We start from the raw sequence: 18,703 nt of genomic DNA on the forward strand, positions 1-18,703 counted from the left end.
TCCTTATCAACGCAAACGATATAAAAATAAAAAAGGCCACACTCTGTCCGTAACAAGGGACGAGTGTGGCCGTGGTTCCACCCTAATTTCGAAGTAAAAAAACACTTCTCTCTATATGATAACGGTCTCCCGATTATGGATTATCCCCATAATAGCTCCAAGGTGGTAAATCAAACTGCTTTCTTCGAAGCTTTCAGCCTATGGCCCCGATCTCTGGAAAAGAAAGATATGATTGATTCATGTCCTTATCGATGCTTATTTTTTTAAAAATGGTAATTATTGTTTTTGATTATAGGATACAGTTTGAGCGGTGTCAATATGGAATATACACATTTTTTTTATTTTTAATACGCCTACCTAAAAACTTTAGAAATTCCAGAGTAGTTTAAGAGGGGAAAGCGTCAGTGAGAGATAAGGTTGGTCCGGGCGAACTGGGTGTGGGATAATCTAAGTGCCTTATCTGTTAGGATGATAAAAATTCCTCTTGATTTAAGTTTAACTTTATTTGAATACGAAATGTGGTATTTGGTATAGTAGGTTAAACTTGTCTTTAATGAAAGGAACGTTTGAGCAATGAAGAAAGGTTATTTATATAGCATAGGTGCTGTGCTCGTGATTGCTATTGTGATTGTCTTTATTATAAGCATGAATCGTGATAATGAGAATGAAATAGCTTTGGAAAAATCAAAGGAATACTTGGAAGATCCAGAGTCATACATGGATGAGTTAAAGGAAAAGTACGAAGCTGATGAACATGAAACTGAGAAGGGTCATGACCATGATCATTCACATGAAGAATTATCTGAAGAACAAGTAGCCTTTTACGAACAACAAAAGGAAAAATATTTACAAGAAGAAAAACTCCTTTTAACAGATGAAAATTACATTGTTTTAATGAATCTCATCGATAAATACCCAGCAGAATTTGAAGGGAAAGGAATTGAATTAATCGGTTTTATCTATCGTGATCCAGCCTTTATGGAAAATCAGTTTGTAATCGGAAGACAAGAAGACCCTTGCTGTACCGATGAGCCTGAAGCCATATACGGAATTTTATCAACCGTCTTAAATGCAAACCGCTTCCCAGATGGCGAGTGGGTAAAAGCCACAGGAGAACTAACAAAATCCACTTTCATTATGAGTGAAGTCCCTTTCCTCCTCGTGGAAAGCATAGAAAAAATTGAAGCACCAGCTGCACCATATGTGAAGTAGGTTCGGGTGGTGCCAGGCACCACCCGAATTTTGTCGAAAAATCTAAACTAGTTTTTTATTTTACTAGGTTAGTATATTCTCTCTGAAATCTGGCAAAGATGTTGTCAGAGGTGAATGGAGATGAAATTAGTTAGTTTATTGATGAGTATTGTTATAGGGTTTCAACTTTTCCCTACTTTAATAGATGAGAGTCCACTTGCTGAGATGGAAGAGGTTGCAACGAAACAAGAAATTGAAGTGTCGGATTGGAAAGTGTATATAAAAGTTGAAAACAAGAGAGTGTCTTCGGAAAATGAAGTGAAGAAAGAGTTATCCAAGTTGATGAAAAGGCATGACACATATAAATGGAATAATGTTGAAGACGAGCAAGAAAATCATGTTAAATACATTGGTGAAAAGAGAAATAAAAGTGGCAAGGAACAGATCATTATGACAGTGTATCAATACGATACAGGCTATAAAATGACAGTATCTCATGAGCTTACCGGCCAAATTTTAACTAAAGAAACCCTTGATTATATACAAGCTACTTTCAAGCAAGAGTTAAAAGATAATCATGTGTTTTATTCCATCTATGGGTCGAAGGATTACGATCAGTCTCTGAATATAGAAAGTGAAACGAACAAAATTTTACATGCCTTTTCTGCAAAGCCTGTAGAGGAAATGAAGGAAGAGGGATTCCATTCTATTTCTGCTTTTCATGATAAATGGGATACAAACATTCCGACGAAAGACGGAGAGGTATTTAATCTTCAAGTTGGTTTACGAGTAGATGAAAAAGCAGGAAAGATAAATATTGCAATCGGAACACCAATTATTACGTCAGGCTATTAATTATATAAATGCTTTTTTTCATAGATTGATGTTTTCCGAACAAGTCAAGAACACTTATTTAGTAAGTAGTAATGAATATGACAAATGATTGACGACTTAAATGTAATTGAATTAGGTTAATAGCTACAATGTTTACGAAAAAAGCCTATAAAAGAAGGATTATGTCCAGATGAAAAGAAGTAATCAATAATAGATTACTTCTTTTTTTATTTGAATGAACTTACAAGACGAAGGGGCATGGAATAATGACAAAACTACTAATAGCAGACCGAGATCGAAATGAACGAACAGGCATAAACTGGCTCGTAAACTCATATGCCATTCCGTTTGAAAAAGTGCTTCTCTCAGGCTCTGTAAAAGAAGTCATTCAGTTAATAGAGTCAGAGATTCCTGATGTACTTTGTCTTGAATTAGATATGATTCCAATAGAAAAGCTACCGTTGATAAAAGAATTAAAAAATAGATACAACATGCAAGTCATTGCCATGACAACAGAAGCTACATATGAACGAGCATTTCAAGGCATTCAACTTGGTGTGATAGATTTATGGGTAAAGCCGTTATCACCAGATGTGGTAAAGCGTGTGTTATCGAAGAGTTGTATAAATGCAGAGCAACTAGGAGAAAAGGGTAAAACAATACCTAAAAAGGAAACACCGCAGTTATCCTATCAATCTATTTTTCATTACCAAGAAAGTACAATTGGACAACATCAAATCATGCTCATTAAGCTTGAGGAAGAATCTAAGCAACATAGCTTACTTTCGTTTATTCATAATTATCCCTTTACGAATCCACCGGTCATATTGCCATTAAGTGATATGATTGTTTGTATTTTTTCAATAACAGGGCCTAGTAAAAAACATATGCTCTCCAATATTGGTAATCAAATTCTCCGAGAATGGGAGGAGTCTTATTCTGAAGCTCTTTCAATTATTATTTATGACCCTGAAACAAGTCTATCACTACATGAAAAATATATACACGCAAAGCAATTACTCGAGACTCGTTTCTATAAAGGTACGAGAAAATTGTTTTACATCACTGAAAAAATAGAATGGCTAGGACGTGATCCATTCTTAACACCTGTCGAACAAAGGCTATGGATTGAAATGCTTGGACAAGGGAAAAGAGAGCAGCTTAAAGAGTGGATGTACAATGAATTTTTACAACAAGAAGAACCGTTTTCTGACCCTGGCTTACAACGAATCCGATTAACAAGTATTTTAGCTCAAGTAAGCAGGTATATGAAATCACATGGTATCACGGGAGATTCAATCCAAAACAATTACTTACACATTTTTAATGTCATTTTATATAACCCTATTTTGTATCGAATTGTTCAAGAGTTTTTGTTGTTTATTTATGAAGTACTTGATTTAGCTACAAAACAAAACCAGACATTGCGTAAGGATTTGGTGGAGCAAGCGATCCAGTTTATGGAGGGAAACTACAGTCATCCAGAGATCACATTAGAAGATGTAGCTGAATTTGTTGATCGAAGTCCAGCGTACTTAAGTTCACTTTTTACAAAAAGTCAGGGTATTTCTTTTAAGGGAAAATTGACCGAACTTAGAATCCGTGCAGCAGAAAAGCTTCTTTTAGAAACGAATTTACCTATTCAGGAGATTGCTAGAAAAAGTGGATTTGAACATGCGAATTATTTTAGTAAAATCTTTAAAGAACGAATTGGAATAACTCCTAGAATGTACAAAAATCGAAAGAAATCACTAAAATTGTAAAAAAGTTTCATTAATTGAACCTAATGAATTTAATCAGTCACGATCACCTTTAAAATGTTGAGAAATTTGAAAGAATATCATCTGTTTTTCAACGGAGTAGATTCCTAAAATGAAAGTAATAAATCTACAAAAAGCGGGTGTTAGGATGACAACGAATCAATCGGAAAAAAGAGTCGTACACAATTACACAGGAACAGAGCTCCACACGAAGGGCTGGATTCAAGAAGCGGCATTAAGAATGTTATTTAACAACCTTAATCAAGAGGTAGCAGAGCGACCAGAAGACTTAGTCGTATATGGTGGAATTGGAAAGGCAGCACGAAACTGGGAAAGCTTTGATGCAATTGTTGCTACACTAAAACGTTTAGATAATGATGAAACGTTATTAATTCAATCAGGTAAGCCTGTTGCTGTTTTTAAAAGTCATACCGATGCTCCAAAGGTGTTAATTGCAAACTCTAACTTAGTACCAGCATGGGCAAACTGGGAACATTTCCATGAGCTTGATAAAAAGGGATTGATGATGTACGGGCAAATGACAGCTGGTAGCTGGATTTATATCGGTACACAAGGAATTGTTCAAGGAACGTATGAAACATTTGCCGAATGTGCCAGACAGCATTTCAATGGTTCATTAAAAGGGACAATTACCGTTACTGCTGGTTTAGGAGGAATGGGTGGAGCTCAGCCTTTAGCTGTTTCGTTAAACGGTGGTGTCAGCATTAACATTGAAGTAGATGAGACACGGATTCAAAGAAGACTTGATACGAAATATCTTGATGTGATGACAGTAAGTTTGGACGAAGCAATTTCAATGGCACTTGAAGCTAAGAATGAGGGAAAGGGAATTTCCATTGGTCTTCTTGGAAATGCGCCTGAAGTTCTGAACAACATGATTTCCAGAGGATTCATTCCAGACGTATTAACAGACCAAACGTCTTCTCATGATCCGTTAAACGGTTATATTCCAGTTGGATTTACTTTAGAAGAAGCAGCAGAGCTGAGAGCAAGAGATTCGAAAGCCTATGAAGTTAAATCAAAGGCGAGCATCGCAGCACATGTCCGTGCCATGTTAAAAATGCAACAGCTTGGAGCGATTGCATTTGACTATGGAAACAACATACGTCAGGTGGCAAAGGACGAAGGAGTAGAAGATGCTTTCAACTTCCCAGGTTTTGTACCGGCATTCATCAGGCCACAATTTTGCGAAGGCAAAGGTCCATTCCGTTGGGTAGCATTGTCTGGTGATCCAGAAGATATCTATAAACTGGATGAAGTCATTTTAAAAGAATTTAGCTACAATACACATCTTTGCAATTGGATTAAAATGGCGCGTGAACGAATTCAATTCCAAGGCTTACCTGCACGTATTTGTTGGCTTGGATACGGGGAGAGAGCACGTTTTGGAAAAATCATTAATGATATGGTGGCAAGTGGTGAGTTAAAAGCACCAATTGTTATCGGACGTGATCATTTAGATTCAGGTTCCGTTGCATCTCCAAACCGTGAAACAGAAAGTATGAAAGACGGAAGTGACGCAGTTTCCGATTGGCCGATTTTAAATGCGTTAATCAACAGTGTAGGTGGTGCAAGCTGGGTATCTGTTCATCATGGCGGGGGTGTAGGTATGGGCTATTCTCTGCATGCAGGAATGGTAATCGTGGCAGACGGAACAAAGGAAGCAGAGAGGAGGTTAGAGCGAGTATTAACGACAGACCCTGGAATGGGTGTTGTAAGGCACGTTGATGCTGGCTATGAGCTTGCTGAAGAAACAGCTCGAAACCACGGTATTGATATTCCAATGTTGAAAAAATAAATGAAAGGCGGTGCAGTGATGAAACCGATCTTCATTCGAAATGCCAGTCAATTAGTCACGTTAAGTGGAAGCTCTGATTCTCCTCGTACAGGAAAGCAAATGGGAGAGTTAAATATAATCGAAAACGGTAGTGTGTGGGTAGAAAATGGTTTGATTGCAATGGTTGGAACCCATGAAGAGGTTCTGCAGGCTTATGAATCACGACTTCATGAGGCACGGATTGTGGATGCAACAGGGAAGCTTGTCACACCAGGATTGGTTGATCCGCATACTCATTTAGTACACAGTGGAACGAGAGAAAACGAGTTTAATATGAGACTTCGTGGTGCCACATATATGGAAATAATGAATAACGGTGGTGGCATTCACGCTTCAACGAGAGCAACACAGCAAGCTACTCACGAACAGCTTTTCGAGGAAAGCTTTGAAAGACTTCAGCGTTTTCTCTTGCACGGTGTGACCACAGTTGAAGCAAAAAGCGGGTATGGTTTAACACTTGAGCATGAAATTAAACAGCTTGAAGTTGCGCATGAATTAAGTGCCAAGCACCCGATTGACCTTGTTCATACGTTTATGGGAGCACACGCAGTTCCAAGACAGTATAAAGAGAACCCAGATGAATTTGTAGATATCGTAATCAATGAAATGATTCCTGAAATAGCAAAAAGAAAGCTTGCGGAGTTTAATGATGTGTTTTGTGAAAGAGGAGTGTTTACTCCAGAGCAAACAAGACGAATTCTTGAGGCTGGAAAAGAGTACGGTTTAATTCCAAAGATTCATGCTGATGAAATTGAACCTTATGAAGGAGCAGAACTTTCTGCATCAATAGGGGCAATTTCAGCTGATCATCTATTAAGAGCATCAGAAAAGGGGATCTCCATGATGGCTGAAAAAGGTGTCATTGCAGTGTTGCTCCCTGGTACGGCCTTTTTCTTAATGGCAGATTCAGCAGATGGAAGGAGAATGATTGATGCAGGTGTACCGGTAGCTTTATCGACAGACTGTAACCCGGGATCATCTCCAACAGTATCATTACCATTTATTATGAATTTAGGTTGTTTAAAGATGGGGATGAGCCCAGCAGAAGTACTCACTGCTGCGACAATTAATGCTGCACATGCCATTAATCGTGGTCATGAAGTGGGTAGCCTTGAAAAAGGAAAGAAAGCAGACATTACAATTTTTGATGTGCCTAATTACATGGTGCTGCAATATAAATATGGCGTGAATCATGTAGATTCCGTTATAAAAGCAGGGAAACTTGTAGTGGATGGAGGGAAGTTAGTTTGGAACAATACCCATATCCACAACTAAATCCACCTGCGTTTTCTTGGAGAAAACCTGAAGCGGGTGCAGAATTGAAAGTGCATGAATGGATTGAACCGATGAATTCGAATGTGGACATCCAAAAGGTAGATGCAGTCGTACTAGGTGTTCCGTTATCACGTTCTTCCATTTCAGCTTCTGCGGCAAGTGAAACACCTGATGCCATTCGAAGAGCTTGGAAGTATTTCTCCACCTATAACTTGGATGAAGATGTGGATTTATCTGAGTTACGTGTCGTAGATCTCGGAGATGTGAAGCAGCATGTAACAGACATTGCGAAATGTCATGAAAACATTCGTGAGGCAATGAAAAGCATGCAGCAATATCATCCAGGTGTGCTACCAGTTGTACTCGGTGGGGATCATTCCATTACCGCAATGCTTATCAAAGGGTGGAAGGAAATCCATTCAACTGAACGGATCGGAATCTTACAACTAGATACACACTTTGATTTAAGAGATTTGTCCGATAACGGGCCAAGTAACGGGACACCGATTCGTAACTTAATAGAATCAGAGACTATTAAGGGAGAAGATGTATATAATATCGGTCTCCATGGTTTCTTTAATGCGAAATCATTAAAGGAATATGCTGATCAAGCAGGCGTCAACTATACAACAATGAGGCAAACAAGAAAGCAAGGAATAGAGAATACGATTACTCTTGCACTTGAAGAGCTTAGCCAAAAGGTTGATACCATCTATTTAACGGTAGATATGGATGTACTTGATATTAGCTTTGGACCTGGTGTACCTGCATCTACACCTGGCGGGATGTATCGAGATGAATTATTTGAAGCTGTGTATATGGCAGGCAAACATCCAAAAGTAAAAGTAATGGATATGGTTTGTATCGATTCCTATAAAGATCAAAATGAAATTACGATAAAAACTGCCGTTCATACGATGTTATCTTTTTTGACAGGGTATAAACAGCGATAATAGCGGAAGAAGAGTGGCACATTCAATGTGTTGCTCTTTTTTTCTTTTTAGAGGTGAAATTACCTTAATTTAGAGGGAATATTGCTCTTTAAATGGAATAGAAGAACTTAATATGTTTATGATAGGAGTGTTCTAATGTCAAAGTCAGATGTCATTGGTGTTTTCATACTAACGATGGTAATTAATGTTGTACTTTTCTTCATCTTAGGTGATTTCTTCTCCAGCGATCTTCCCTATGAGACAGCAATTTATTCTATAGGGACAATCATCGTTATATTACTGTCAGTTATCATTACTTTACTCGTATATTTAGTCGAGATAATGAAGGGGAAAAATAAATAGATTAAGAGGTGTTCCATGCCAATAGGTCTCATTATTTTAGGCATTATCATGGTATTATTAAGCTTTTTAACTCCTGTCGGTGTTGGAAATGCGTTAGTAGTTTCAGCTATTCTAATTGTAGTTGGGATTTTTCTTTATGTGAAAAAGAAACGATAAAATTGAGGAAGAGGTGTGTTCATTGAGTATCTTTATATTGATTCATTTGCTAATTGGGATCGCAATCTTTCAATTAAGAGGAAAGTTACCTAGGCCGATCATAACGTTTGGAGTAGTATTTTTAGCGATGAGTTTATTTTATTTTGGATCCATATTAATAAATCTATAAGAATGCAAAAGACCATTTTAAATGAGAGTAGTATGGAAAAGAACAGTATTCGAGCACACTTTTCATTATGATAGGGTCTCTTTTAACCTGTGCCCCGTTTACATCTATTTCAGGCTAACTACAAAATCAATATACCCTATTAATAGGAATCGCCAGTATCATTATGGCTTTCGTATATGTAGTGAACATATTTGGCGTTTAAATACATAAGAGCGAAACACATTCAAAAACATGAACAATGGATGTATAGAAGTTATGCAGTAACATTCGTCGCTGTTACCTTTCGTATCTGGTCAGCATTAATAGGATATTCCTTAGATGATTTTCAAATTGGATATTCAGCAGCCGTTTGGGTGAGTTTAATAGGACACAGTAAGAAAACTTCATTTTATCTGAGAAGCAAAAACACGATAAAAACTCGCCTAAATGCGACGAGTTTCTATCGTGTTTTTCGGGATTACTCAATTTTATTATTGAAAAATAAGTTCATTTAACTGCGTTGTCCACTGCCGTTTATTTTTTTTTAACCAGTCAGTCAGGTTTTCGATATCCTCTGAGAATACACGGTCTTCTGTAATGGAAGGGACAATTTTTCGTGCTTCTTCATAAAATGCAAAAGTTTGAGGAGACATTTTTTCAACGCCTCGGTATTGAACTGCTTGTAGGGCACAGATACATTCAATTGCAAGAACACGACGCACGTTTTGAATAATCATGTGTGCATGACGTGAAGCAATCGTTCCCATACTTACATGATCTTCTTGGTTAGCTGAAGAAGGGATAGAGTCCACACTAGCTGGATGTGCAAGTGTCTTGTTTTCAGATACAAGAGATGCTGCACAGTACTGCATAATCATTGCACCTGATTGTAAGCCTGGCTTCGCACTTAAAAACGGTGGTAAGTCATTTAACTGCGGATTTACTAATCTTTCAATACGGCGTTCTGAAATACTCGCAAACTCGGCAACTCCGATTTTCATAAAGTCCATTGCAATGGCAATAGGTTGACCGTGGAAGTTCCCGCCTGAAATGACCGTCTCACCGCCATCAAAAATAAGTGGATTATCGGTAGCAGCATTCATCTCTATTTCCAACTTTTCCTTTACATAGTTTAATGATTGCCACGATGCACCATGAACTTGTGGGATACAGCGAAGGGAGTACGCATCTTGGACACGTTTATCACCTTGCTTCGTAATTAATTGACTGCCAGCTAACAAATTTCGCATCCTTTCTGCAACTTCCATTTGTTCGGGATAGCCTCTAGCTTCGTGAATGGCAGGATGAAACGCATCAATAATTCCTTCTAACCCTTCCATTGTGAGTGCAGCGATCCATTCACTTTGAATCGCTATATCATTCGCTTCAATCCAATTTACAACACCCATTGCAGTCATTGCTTGAGTGCCATTGATTAACGCTAGACCTTCTTTTGCTTGTAACTCAATCGGTGTGAGTCCTTCTTTTTTATAGACTTCCTCAGTTGCATAAATAGTGCCATTATACTGCACTTTTCCTTCTCCCATTAATACAAGGGCTAGATGGGATAGAGGTGCTAAATCACCTGATGCCCCTAGTGACCCTTGCTGAGGAATGACAGGATGAATGTTAGAGTTTAATAATGTAACAAGACGTTCAACTATTACTGGTCGCACACCTGAAAACCCTTTTAATAAAGCATTAAGTCGAAGCAGAATCATTGCTCTAGATACAACTTCGGGAAAAGGATCGCCAACACCACAAGCGTGAGAGCGAATTAAGTTTTTTTGTAGGTCGTTAACATCACTTTCATCGATCACGACATCACTGAATTTTCCAAAACCAGTATTGATGCCGTAAATGGTTCTTTTTTCTGAAACGATTTTATCAACGGCATCTCTACTTCCTTTTACTTTTTTCAAGCTATCTTTGCTAATTGAAACAAGCTCACCTTCATAACAAACTCTCTTTACATCTTCTAACGTAAGTGTATTTCCGGTTAATTCAACCATTATAATTCCCTCCATTTGAAAATTAAAAGAGGCGACAATGGCATAGTAATACCATCATCGCCTCCTATTAACTAAAGGACTATAGGCAATGTTTCTTTATATGTGATTAATTCCTAATCCAATCGTCTCGTGCTCAGATCCCTTAACAGGTGCGCCAATGGTTCCATAAAACGCAATCGCAATCCATTCACCTTCACCATTGTTAGCAAAAGGAGTTCCTCTCACAATTGCAAATCTAAGTCCAACAGTTCTACTCATATCCCCTATTGCTGATTTTCCTCTAGTCACTCCCTCGAGTGCCTCTACGATCGCATGGTATAGAGCGTGAGTTTCACGATAGTAGCTTTCATGAATAATACCGTTACGTTTTGCTGCTGTCTCAACTGCTGAAATTACCTTTTGCATATTCATCGAACCAACCTTACCCAAGCAGTACTTAATATCTTGTAACAAAGGACTAAAGTTCTCTAACTCTTCCTCTGTTAAGGTCGCAAGCAAAATCGCTACTTTTCCAATGGCTTTCTTTTGACTCATTTCAAACCTCTTTTTCTGAATATTCCCTCTTGACTAATAACTAATTAAATTTTATATGTCGTAGCAGTGAGTGTCAATGGATTTGGTAAATTTTAGTATATTAGCACAATGCTACACTAAAGGACTTCAAGAATTTGTTTATGGAATTTTATTCAATATGCTACTATTAATAATAGTATATAAGTTACGAGAAGGATGATCTTTTATGTTAAGTGATTTAGTGGTTAATATATCAATATTAATTTCCTTCACATTTATTTGGCACCAGCTCTTTCGAAACAATCGGCTGACATTGGAATCGCCGATGAAAATAAAAATGTTGGATGGAATTATTGCAGGGATTTTAGGTATTATCTTGATGCACTATAGCATCAAAGTAAATGATATAACGATTCTCGATTTGAGACACATTCCAGTTATCCTAGTAGCTTTTTATGGAGGGGTTATACCAGCCATTATTGCAGCCATTATTATTTCTATAGGACGTTTTATGATTGCCTATAATTTCTCATCGATCATTTCACTTCCAATGATGCTCTTTATTGCAATAGGAGCTAGTATTATTAGTCATTATGTAAAGTTAACACCATGGAAAAAGTGGATTTTACTGTTAGTTTATAGTCAGTTTATCTTTTCAATAGCTTTATATATTGTTGTTGAAGACTTTCAAAGCGTATTAGATTTCGCATCTAATCATATTTTGAGTACATTTGTTGGCGGTATCCTTGTTTTTTATTTTGTTTTGTATATTAGAAAAAATAGTGAATTGTATATTCTTTATAAGGAAAACTCACAAAGAGATCCTATGACAGGGTTGTATAATGTTCGTTCCTTTGACCATTTTTATAACCTAATGGTTTCTAAAGCAATTGAGGATAAAGGACAATGTGCAGTTTGTTTAGTTGATATTGATCACTTTAAAAAAATAAATGATACGTATGGCCACCCTGCTGGGGATGAGGTATTAAAGCAGGTTGCTAATCAACTTAGAAAACTAACAAGAGAAGGAGACATTGTTTCAAGAAATGGTGGAGAAGAATTTTCTGTCCTTTTCCCAAATACTTCAATGGAACAGGCGAAAGAAATTGCAGATCGAATAAGAAAAACAATAGATGAGAAGGAATTTATATTACCTGATAATAGCTTCCTTCATCTTACGGTTTCGGTAGGAATTGCTGCAAATAGAGATCCTATCGAAAAACCAGACTTGCTTTTCCAAGAAGCAGATGATGCTTTGTATTTAGCGAAACAAAATGGACGAAATCGGGTATGTACGGTAGCGATGTTGAATTGAAAAGTAAGAGGGGAAAAATCCCCCTTTTAAGAAACATCTAAATCAGTTTTTTTTGATTTATTAACCATTAAAAAGGTTAACATACACAGGTAGTGCAATTACGTGACTTATTATGGTTTTGAAATAAGCGGTTCCAACCAATATTAAATTGACTTTTTCGATGATGAATCGGTGTATGTGCCAGTTTTCTAGAAAGTTCGTCCTTTCTATGGTCTATTTCATGTTGAATATAATAATGATTTAACATTTTACTCTACCTCCAAAGTTTTGTTATTCAAAGACATAAGAGCTTGATGAGCATGTAAAAAATTCTGATAGGTGTTAGTACCGTAAATAGAGGGATCACCTTTAAAAAAAGTGGAGTCAATATATTGTTTAGCTTCTAGTACATTCACTTCCTTAGATAGTGTAACGAGTCTGAAGTATGCCAAAAAGTATTCTACAGTTAATGTACTCGAATGATTGACGGTCATATGTGCACATCCTTTACATCAAATATTTTTGATTAATTTAAGTATATTACCAATTAAAACCATTTGCAACAATTTAATCAAAAATATTTGATTAAACCACAAAAAAAGAAACCACAGGGAGAGGTGGTTTCCGTTCTCTGACTTATTGATTCATGCCTTCTTCTGAAGGTTCTTCATCTAGATCTGGCTCTTCTTCATCCATACCCGGCTGCTCATTGCCTTCTTCCGTCGGCTCTTCATCTAAGTCTGGTTCTTCTTCATCCATACCAGGAGTTTGCACTTCTGGAGTTTCTGGAGCTGGATCTACAACATCTTCATCATTGTTACAGCCGAATAAGAAACCAACAGATAAAAGAATGGATAGTAGAGATACTAAATACTTTGCATTCATCTTATAACGCTCCTTTCTATTGCGAATTATGCTTATTTTGTGGTTTTTGGAACAAAATTATTCCAATTACATACCAAAAACTTCAAAGGAAGTGTTAACCTTTTCCATACAGAGACGTCGTATAGGTGGGAGGTATGAAATGAATGATTCTACAATTGAGAAAAAATTATACAATCAGTTAAAGATTGTACAATCCTACCTGTTAAAAATGGGAGCTACAAAGGAAGAGGCAGAAGACATTGCACAAGATACAGCGTATAAGTTCTTACTCTATATAGATTCCGTTGACATTCGAAATGTAGAAGGTTGGTTATTTAGAGTTGCAACGAATCAGTATTATGATTTTTACCGAAAAAAAGCAAGACATAAAACTATCTTACTCAAATTTGATTACACGCAGTTATTTGAAGAATTTACGCCAGAATTGGCAGCTGTTCAACATGAGATCAAACAAGAGTTAGATGATTTATTGAATGAATTAAAACCAAAGTATCGTGAATTTCTAATCTTAAAGTATAGTACAGGGCTGAAAATGAGTGAAATTGCCTCATTGTATAACATGAGTGAAGGCTCTGTGAAAACTATTTTACATCGTGCTAGAAACTTATTTATAAAAGAATATCGGAGGTTGAATGATGGAGAATGAAAAGGACTTTCATAAGAATGATAAAGAGTTTATGAATCTTGTTAAAAAGGCAAAAAGAAAATCTATCCTTAAAAATGTAATCGTCTCATTTATTGTAACTTCTTTAGTATTATTTGGTTTGTATGCGTTAGGTTCTTTTGTTATGCAGGCGAAGATAAATCAAAAAGCACAAATAGACGATGCATGGAACTCACTACATGGTGCGAATATTGAAAGCCAGGGAACCAGCTATAACTATACTCCAGTATCTGCCATTGGAACGACAACATTTGTTAAAAAAGTTGCCGGTGTTCCAGTTCCGTGGGGTAAGCGGGAAAGAATGTTTACGATAATAGGTACATCAAGACTATTGACCACTGATGGTGCAAGTGGATCGGGGTACATTGAAGATGAACGCATTCCAATATACTTTCAAGGTGAACGGGAAGTGGAATTTTACCACCCCAAAGTGTATTACAAGAATGTATTCGATGATAGGCAACTATTAAATGAAATGAATGAGAGCACATTAGTCGAGTTTGCATTTTCCTTCGATAGGGGTTACACACTTGATGAAGTACAACAGGTATTTAAAGAGCATTTGGCTTGGTATTGGGTTGACACATTCAGTGATGAGGAAATAAAAGACCATTCAGATCAAAACAAAAATAAGGAACTTGCACGAACAGATCATACAACCATTGGTTCAAGTGCATATGGATTTCTACACTACCCTGAAGCAGACACAGCATCGAATTTTATATCTACACTAAACTGGCTAAAGTCCGACGACGGTGATTATCAACAAGGAGCAGAAGAGTTATACCGTAATATTGCAAAAGGTAAGAGCGAACTTAAGAAGGAGGACTTAAAGATTATCGGGGTAGTCGTTACCGGCTCGCCAAGTGAATTGAAAAAGTATAACAATCAACTAATGATTAAGGGGGCAACGATAGGGGCAACGACAGATAAATATTAAAGGGGTGGCAGTATGAAGAGGTTTTTGAAAATCCTCCTGTTTATCATCGGCTTCGTCCTACTTGCAATAGGAATTCTAGTCTTAATTTTTATACAAGAAATGAAGCCGGATAAAGATGAAGAAGAGAAAGTAAAACAATTAGCAGCCACATATGTAGAATCTAATTTTCAGGATCATATTATCATTTACGATGCGTTATATGATAATATGGGAAACTTTCCGTATTTTGAATATGCTGCAATGGCACGACATAGTAGAGATGGAACAGAATTTTTAGTTTTCTATAATGAGGAAACAGAACAAACAGAAGATAGTTACATTGCAGATAAATGGGAAAATGAGTTAGAGAATGAGATTCGTCCCTATCTTCAGGGTAAACTAGGCCAGTTAGATGAGCTATGGATTTTTTATGATGATCGTATAGGTTTCGAATATTCAGTAGATCAAAACAAACCAGACTCCTATAAAAACAAAGACGCCAGTGCTTCAATCAATATCTTTATTCCGAGGAAGAGGGAAAAAGGTGATGAGGAATTGTTTAATGAGATTGTTGCCTATGTAAAAAACGAAGCTGAGCTTAAGCATGGATATATTTCACTGGAGTATATCAAAAAAGGAGTGCCTCTAGAGGAGGATGGATGGAATATTGAGTATTGAGAGCTGTTAAAAACAGCTCTATTTTTTTGTCATAAAAAGAAGGGAGTATTAATAGTTTATTATGTGGACATGTGGGTATTGGATAATACATACACGCTATTAGGTTGGAATATTCGGTTATTTTAATTGATATCTATTTTAGAATTATTATAAAATAGTATTGATTTTTTAGTTATAAGTGTTATCATTATAAAAGTGATACAAGTCCAAAAAATATAAGAGGTGATTTTAATGACTAATCAAAAACTTACTACTAGCTGGGGTGCTCCTGTTGGGGACAACCAGAATTCAATTACAGCTGGCCATCGTGGACCTACCTTAATTCAAGATGTACACCTACTTGAAAAATTAGCGCATTTTAATAGAGAACGTGTTCCTGAGCGTGTAGTTCATGCGAAAGGTGCTGGAGCACACGGTTATTTTGAAGTAACAAATGATATTTCTAAGTATACAAAGGCAAAGGTATTCAACGGGGTTGGAAAGCGCACTCCATTATTCATTCGTTTCTCAACAGTTGCGGGGGAAAATGGTTCAGCAGATACAGTACGTGACCCACGTGGATTTGCAGTGAAGTTTTACACCGAAGAAGGAAACTATGACATCGTTGGTAACAATACACCAATTTTCTTTATTCGTGATGCAATTAAGTTCCCTGATTTCATTCATACACAAAAGCGTCATCCACAAACACACTTAAAGAATCCAAATGCAGTTTGGGACTTCTGGTCACTTTCTCCAGAATCATTACACCAGGTTACATACCTAATGGGTGACCGTGGTATTCCTGCCACACTTCGCCATATGCATGGATATGGCAGTCATACATTTAAATGGGTAAATGCTGAGGGTGCGGGAGTATGGATTAAGTACCACTTCAGAACAGAACAAGGTGTGAAAAACTTAGATCCAGATGTAGCTGCGAAAATTGCAGGTGAAAATCCTGATTATCATACTGAAGATCTTTTCAACGCGATTGCTAACGGTGACTTCCCGGCATGGAAGCTATATGTTCAAATCATGCCACTAGAAGATGCGAACTCATATCGCTTCGATCCATTCGATGTAACGAAAACATGGTCTCAAAAGGACTACCCACTTATTGAAGTAGGGCGTATGGTATTAGACCGCAATCCAGAAAACTACTTTGCAGAAGTAGAGCAGGCTACATTCTCTCCAGGAACACTAGTACCAGGTGTAGATGTATCTCCTGATAAGATGTTACAAGGTCGTCTATTTGCTTATCATGATGCACATCGTTACCGTGTTGGTGCAAACCACCAAGCGTTACCGATTAACCGTGCACGCGCTGAAGTAAACAACTACCAACGTGATGGTCAAATGCGCTTTGATAACAATGGTGGAAGCTCTGTATACTACGAGCCAAACAGTTTTGGAGGGCCAAAAGAATCTCCAGAAGCTAAGATTGAACCATTTGCTGTATCTGGTGTAGCTGATAGTGTAGCGTATGATCATAACGATCACTACACTCAAGCTGGTGACTTATACCGATTAATGAGTGAAGAAGAGCGTACTCGCCTAGTAAACACAATTGTTGGGGCAATGAAGCCTGTTGAAAGTGATGAAATTAAACTACGTCAAATTGGTCACTTCTTCAAAGCAGATCCTGAATATGGAACTCGTATTGCTGAAGGTCTAGGTTTAGGTGTACCTGAGGAAGTGAAATAATAGATTAATAAATAGATCGTGAGCTTAGTAGCTTACGATCTTTTTTTAATTGGTATCTCCTTTATTACATTTCTGGTATTAAAATTAGAAATGAAGAAAGAGGCTAACCTAAGTCATCATGTAAATATATAAAAAACTACGAGCAATAAGCTCGTAGTTTCAGATTGTAGACAAAAGGCCACTCGAAAGGGATGTTCGAGTGGCCTTTTAATATTTATGTATTATTTAATTGTTTCCAGACCTCTCCGAGGACTGTTTTTATACCATTTCTGGACTTTTCCATGTCCAGGTTGCCATCTTCTTTAAATTCATGGCAGCAAAAGTAAGCATCGCCTGCATAGACAATTTTTTAAGTCCCCTTAAAGTTGTCCAACGCATACCATGCTTCTCTTTTGCATCTGCGAATACTCTTTCAATAGTTTCTTTTCGTCTTGCATATATCTCTTTAACTTCCTCGTGATGACGAAGATGTTCTGCTTCCTCCACATACGCTTCCCACACATGACGTTGTATAAGCTTTTGATGATTCTACTCTGTGTACATTGAGCAAGTAAAGGACAAGTCGAACAGTAATGTGGGTCAGACTTGTATTGACGATAACCTTCCTTAGTGGTGGTTGAATAGTTTAGTATCTGTCCTTTCGGACATATATAGCAGTCATAGTGCTCATCGTATACGTAATCATGTTTCCTAAAGTATCCTTCTTTTGTTCGTGGGCGTGTATATGGAAATGCCGGTGTAATGTCATTTTCTATTAGATATTGTGCAATGGCAGGTGTTTTATAAGCTGTATCAGCCGCAACTGCTTTTGGTTTACCAATTGACTCTTTCACTTTCTCTACTAAAGACTCAAGAAGATTACTATCATGAACATTTCCAGCTGTAACTGTTGAACCTAATACAAAACCTTTTCTGTCTGCATCTGCATGAAAGGAGTAAGCGAACTGTTTCGTGCGTTCATCCTTAACATAGTATCCACTTTCCGGATCTGTTGTACTTTCTTTGATCTCTTTCATCTCTTCTTGGTCAAATTTATCAGGTGGAAAAGGTGGTTTATCATGGTCTTCACGATCTTTATTAATTTCTTCTTGTAGTCGCTCCTGGTAAGCTCGAGTTTCTTTCCGCACAACTTTCTTTTCGAATTTCCGCTTATTAGCACTAGCTTTTACATGTGTTGAATCAACAAAGACGTGTTCAGCACTAATCAATTTCTTATCAGCTGCTTCTTTTAAGATTCGATAAAAGATTTGTTCAAATAAGTCTGTATCTTTAAAACGTCTTTCATAATTTTTACCGAAGGTAGAGAAGTGAGGGATCTTATCATGAAACCCATAACCTAAAAACCAACGATTTGCCATATTTGTTTCTATTTCGTCTATAGTCTTACGCATTGATCGAATACCGAATATGTATTGGATAAATGCCATTTTTACTAAGATAATTGGGTCAATACTTGGGCGACCAACTTCAGAGTACATATCTTTAACAAGAGGATAAATGAAAGAAAAATCAATTGCCACTTCAAGTTTGCGTAC

At 37.1% G+C, this 18,703-nt stretch carries 20 protein-coding genes and 1 pseudogene; 15 read left to right on the forward strand and 6 right to left on the reverse strand.

What is annotated here, in order from left to right; all coding sequences use genetic code 11:
• The first annotated feature begins 573 nt into the window (after positions 1-573).
• The 10 genes from JR050_RS01040 (at position 574) to JR050_RS20745 (ending at position 9,032) form a co-directional block, all read left to right on the forward strand.
• Positions 574-1,212, forward strand: coding sequence for a TIGR03943 family putative permease subunit (locus tag JR050_RS01040; RefSeq protein WP_204201660.1), 639 nt, complete (start codon positions 574-576; stop codon positions 1,210-1,212).
• 120 nt (positions 1,213-1,332) lie between these two features.
• Entirely contained in the window at positions 1,333-2,046 is a 714-nt protein-coding gene (locus tag JR050_RS01045; protein WP_204201661.1) for a YwmB family TATA-box binding protein, read from the forward strand.
• 245 nt (positions 2,047-2,291) lie between these two features.
• Positions 2,292-3,788, forward strand: a complete 1,497-nt coding sequence (locus JR050_RS01050; protein WP_204201662.1) for a helix-turn-helix domain-containing protein — start codon at positions 2,292-2,294, stop codon at positions 3,786-3,788.
• A gap of 145 nt (positions 3,789-3,933) precedes the next feature.
• A complete protein-coding gene (gene hutU / locus JR050_RS01055; RefSeq protein WP_204201678.1) occupies positions 3,934-5,604 on the forward strand; it encodes a urocanate hydratase in 1,671 nt (556 codons plus the stop codon).
• Positions 5,605-5,622: 18 nt separating this feature from the next.
• Positions 5,623-6,918: an imidazolonepropionase gene (gene hutI / locus JR050_RS01060; RefSeq protein WP_204201663.1), complete on the forward strand. Its 1,296-nt coding sequence runs from the start codon at positions 5,623-5,625 to the stop codon at positions 6,916-6,918.
• Positions 6,891-7,871 (forward strand): agmatinase family protein, encoded by a 981-nt coding sequence (locus JR050_RS01065; protein WP_239454012.1) that lies wholly within the window; start codon positions 6,891-6,893, stop codon positions 7,869-7,871. The genes hutI and JR050_RS01065 overlap by 28 nt, the downstream gene beginning before the upstream one ends.
• Before the next feature lie 135 nt (positions 7,872-8,006).
• Complete coding sequence (locus JR050_RS01070) at positions 8,007-8,213, forward strand: hypothetical protein (protein ID WP_204201664.1); 207 nt, start codon at positions 8,007-8,009, stop codon at positions 8,211-8,213.
• 15 nt (positions 8,214-8,228) lie between these two features.
• Positions 8,229-8,369, forward strand: coding sequence for a hypothetical protein (locus JR050_RS01075; protein WP_204201665.1), 141 nt, complete (start codon positions 8,229-8,231; stop codon positions 8,367-8,369).
• Positions 8,370-8,391: 22 nt separating this feature from the next.
• Positions 8,392-8,538, forward strand: a complete 147-nt coding sequence (locus JR050_RS01080; protein ID WP_204201666.1) for a hypothetical protein — start codon at positions 8,392-8,394, stop codon at positions 8,536-8,538.
• A gap of 191 nt (positions 8,539-8,729) precedes the next feature.
• Positions 8,730-9,032 carry a DUF2306 domain-containing protein gene (locus JR050_RS20745; RefSeq protein WP_204201667.1) on the forward strand — a complete coding sequence of 101 codons (303 nt, stop codon included), beginning with the start codon at positions 8,730-8,732 and terminating at the stop codon, positions 9,030-9,032.
• On the opposite strand, the gene hutH is transcribed toward JR050_RS20745, so the two are convergent.
• Positions 9,009-10,529, reverse strand: coding sequence for a histidine ammonia-lyase (gene hutH, locus JR050_RS01090; RefSeq protein ID WP_204201668.1), 1,521 nt, complete (start codon positions 10,527-10,529; stop codon positions 9,009-9,011). The genes JR050_RS20745 and hutH overlap by 24 nt on opposite strands.
• A 96-nt stretch (positions 10,530-10,625) precedes the next feature.
• Complete coding sequence (hutP, locus tag JR050_RS01095) at positions 10,626-11,063, reverse strand: histidine utilization transcription antiterminator HutP (RefSeq protein ID WP_204201669.1); 438 nt, start codon at positions 11,061-11,063, stop codon at positions 10,626-10,628.
• Positions 11,064-11,268: 205 nt separating this feature from the next.
• On the opposite strand from hutP, the gene JR050_RS01100 reads away from it, so the two are divergent.
• Positions 11,269-12,357 (forward strand): GGDEF domain-containing protein, encoded by a 1,089-nt coding sequence (locus tag JR050_RS01100; protein WP_204201670.1) that lies wholly within the window; start codon positions 11,269-11,271, stop codon positions 12,355-12,357.
• Positions 12,358-12,433: 76 nt separating this feature from the next.
• On the opposite strand, the gene JR050_RS01105 is transcribed toward JR050_RS01100, so the two are convergent.
• The 3 genes from JR050_RS01105 to JR050_RS01115 all read right to left on the reverse strand — a co-directional run bounded on the left by JR050_RS01105 (position 12,434) and on the right by JR050_RS01115 (position 13,221).
• Entirely contained in the window at positions 12,434-12,604 is a 171-nt protein-coding gene (locus JR050_RS01105) for a hypothetical protein (protein ID WP_204201671.1), read from the reverse strand.
• A 1-nt stretch (position 12,605) separates the two neighbouring features.
• Complete coding sequence (locus JR050_RS01110; protein ID WP_204201672.1) at positions 12,606-12,830, reverse strand: hypothetical protein; 225 nt, start codon at positions 12,828-12,830, stop codon at positions 12,606-12,608.
• 142 nt (positions 12,831-12,972) lie between these two features.
• A complete protein-coding gene (locus tag JR050_RS01115; RefSeq protein ID WP_204201673.1) occupies positions 12,973-13,221 on the reverse strand; it encodes a hypothetical protein in 249 nt (82 codons plus the stop codon).
• A gap of 139 nt (positions 13,222-13,360) precedes the next feature.
• Here JR050_RS01115 and JR050_RS01120 point away from each other — a divergent pair, with 139 nt between their 5' ends.
• The 4 genes from JR050_RS01120 to katA all read left to right on the forward strand — a co-directional run bounded on the left by JR050_RS01120 (position 13,361) and on the right by katA (position 17,168).
• Positions 13,361-13,867 carry an RNA polymerase sigma factor gene (locus JR050_RS01120; protein WP_204201674.1) on the forward strand — a complete coding sequence of 169 codons (507 nt, stop codon included), beginning with the start codon at positions 13,361-13,363 and terminating at the stop codon, positions 13,865-13,867.
• Positions 13,854-14,825, forward strand: coding sequence for an anti sigma factor C-terminal domain-containing protein (locus JR050_RS01125; RefSeq protein WP_204201675.1), 972 nt, complete (start codon positions 13,854-13,856; stop codon positions 14,823-14,825). Before JR050_RS01120 ends, JR050_RS01125 begins: the two co-directional genes overlap by 14 nt.
• A 12-nt stretch (positions 14,826-14,837) precedes the next feature.
• Positions 14,838-15,482, forward strand: a complete 645-nt coding sequence (locus JR050_RS01130; protein ID WP_204201676.1) for a hypothetical protein — start codon at positions 14,838-14,840, stop codon at positions 15,480-15,482.
• 231 nt (positions 15,483-15,713) lie between these two features.
• A complete protein-coding gene (gene katA, locus JR050_RS01135) occupies positions 15,714-17,168 on the forward strand; it encodes a catalase KatA (RefSeq protein ID WP_204201677.1) in 1,455 nt (484 codons plus the stop codon).
• Between the two features lie 258 nt (positions 17,169-17,426).
• Here katA and JR050_RS01140 read toward each other — a convergent pair.
• Positions 17,427-18,646: pseudogene (locus JR050_RS01140) on the reverse strand (IS1182 family transposase).
• Positions 18,647-18,703: the final 57 nt, after the last annotated feature.

The organism is Bacillus suaedaesalsae (assembly GCF_016890225.1).
Classification (GTDB): Bacteria; Bacillota; Bacilli; order Bacillales; family SA4; genus Bacillus_BS; species Bacillus_BS suaedaesalsae.

Excerpts from the sequence above, each read along its gene's own strand:
- JR050_RS01105 (WP_204201671.1), bottom strand. The coding sequence starts at position 12,604 with ATGTTAAATCATTATTATATTCAACATGAAATAGACCATAGAAAGGAC.
- JR050_RS01045 (WP_204201661.1), top strand. The coding sequence starts at position 1,333 with ATGAAATTAGTTAGTTTATTGATGAGTATTGTTATAGGGTTTCAACTT.
- JR050_RS01110 (WP_204201672.1), bottom strand. The coding sequence starts at position 12,830 with ATGACCGTCAATCATTCGAGTACATTAACTGTAGAATACTTTTTGGCA.
- JR050_RS01130 (WP_204201676.1), top strand. The coding sequence starts at position 14,838 with ATGAAGAGGTTTTTGAAAATCCTCCTGTTTATCATCGGCTTCGTCCTA.
- hutI (WP_204201663.1), top strand. The coding sequence starts at position 5,623 with ATGAAACCGATCTTCATTCGAAATGCCAGTCAATTAGTCACGTTAAGT.
- JR050_RS01075 (WP_204201665.1), top strand. The coding sequence starts at position 8,229 with ATGCCAATAGGTCTCATTATTTTAGGCATTATCATGGTATTATTAAGC.
- hutH (WP_204201668.1), bottom strand. The coding sequence starts at position 10,529 with ATGGTTGAATTAACCGGAAATACACTTACGTTAGAAGATGTAAAGAGA.
- hutU (WP_204201678.1), top strand. The coding sequence starts at position 3,934 with ATGACAACGAATCAATCGGAAAAAAGAGTCGTACACAATTACACAGGA.
- JR050_RS01125 (WP_204201675.1), top strand. The coding sequence starts at position 13,854 with ATGATGGAGAATGAAAAGGACTTTCATAAGAATGATAAAGAGTTTATG.
- JR050_RS01050 (WP_204201662.1), top strand. The coding sequence starts at position 2,292 with ATGACAAAACTACTAATAGCAGACCGAGATCGAAATGAACGAACAGGC.
- JR050_RS01070 (WP_204201664.1), top strand. The coding sequence starts at position 8,007 with ATGTCAAAGTCAGATGTCATTGGTGTTTTCATACTAACGATGGTAATT.
- JR050_RS01040 (WP_204201660.1), top strand. The coding sequence starts at position 574 with ATGAAGAAAGGTTATTTATATAGCATAGGTGCTGTGCTCGTGATTGCT.
- hutP (WP_204201669.1), bottom strand. The coding sequence starts at position 11,063 with ATGAGTCAAAAGAAAGCCATTGGAAAAGTAGCGATTTTGCTTGCGACC.
- JR050_RS01100 (WP_204201670.1), top strand. The coding sequence starts at position 11,269 with ATGTTAAGTGATTTAGTGGTTAATATATCAATATTAATTTCCTTCACA.
- JR050_RS01120 (WP_204201674.1), top strand. The coding sequence starts at position 13,361 with ATGAATGATTCTACAATTGAGAAAAAATTATACAATCAGTTAAAGATT.
- JR050_RS01115 (WP_204201673.1), bottom strand. The coding sequence starts at position 13,221 with ATGAATGCAAAGTATTTAGTATCTCTACTATCCATTCTTTTATCTGTT.
- katA (WP_204201677.1), top strand. The coding sequence starts at position 15,714 with ATGACTAATCAAAAACTTACTACTAGCTGGGGTGCTCCTGTTGGGGAC.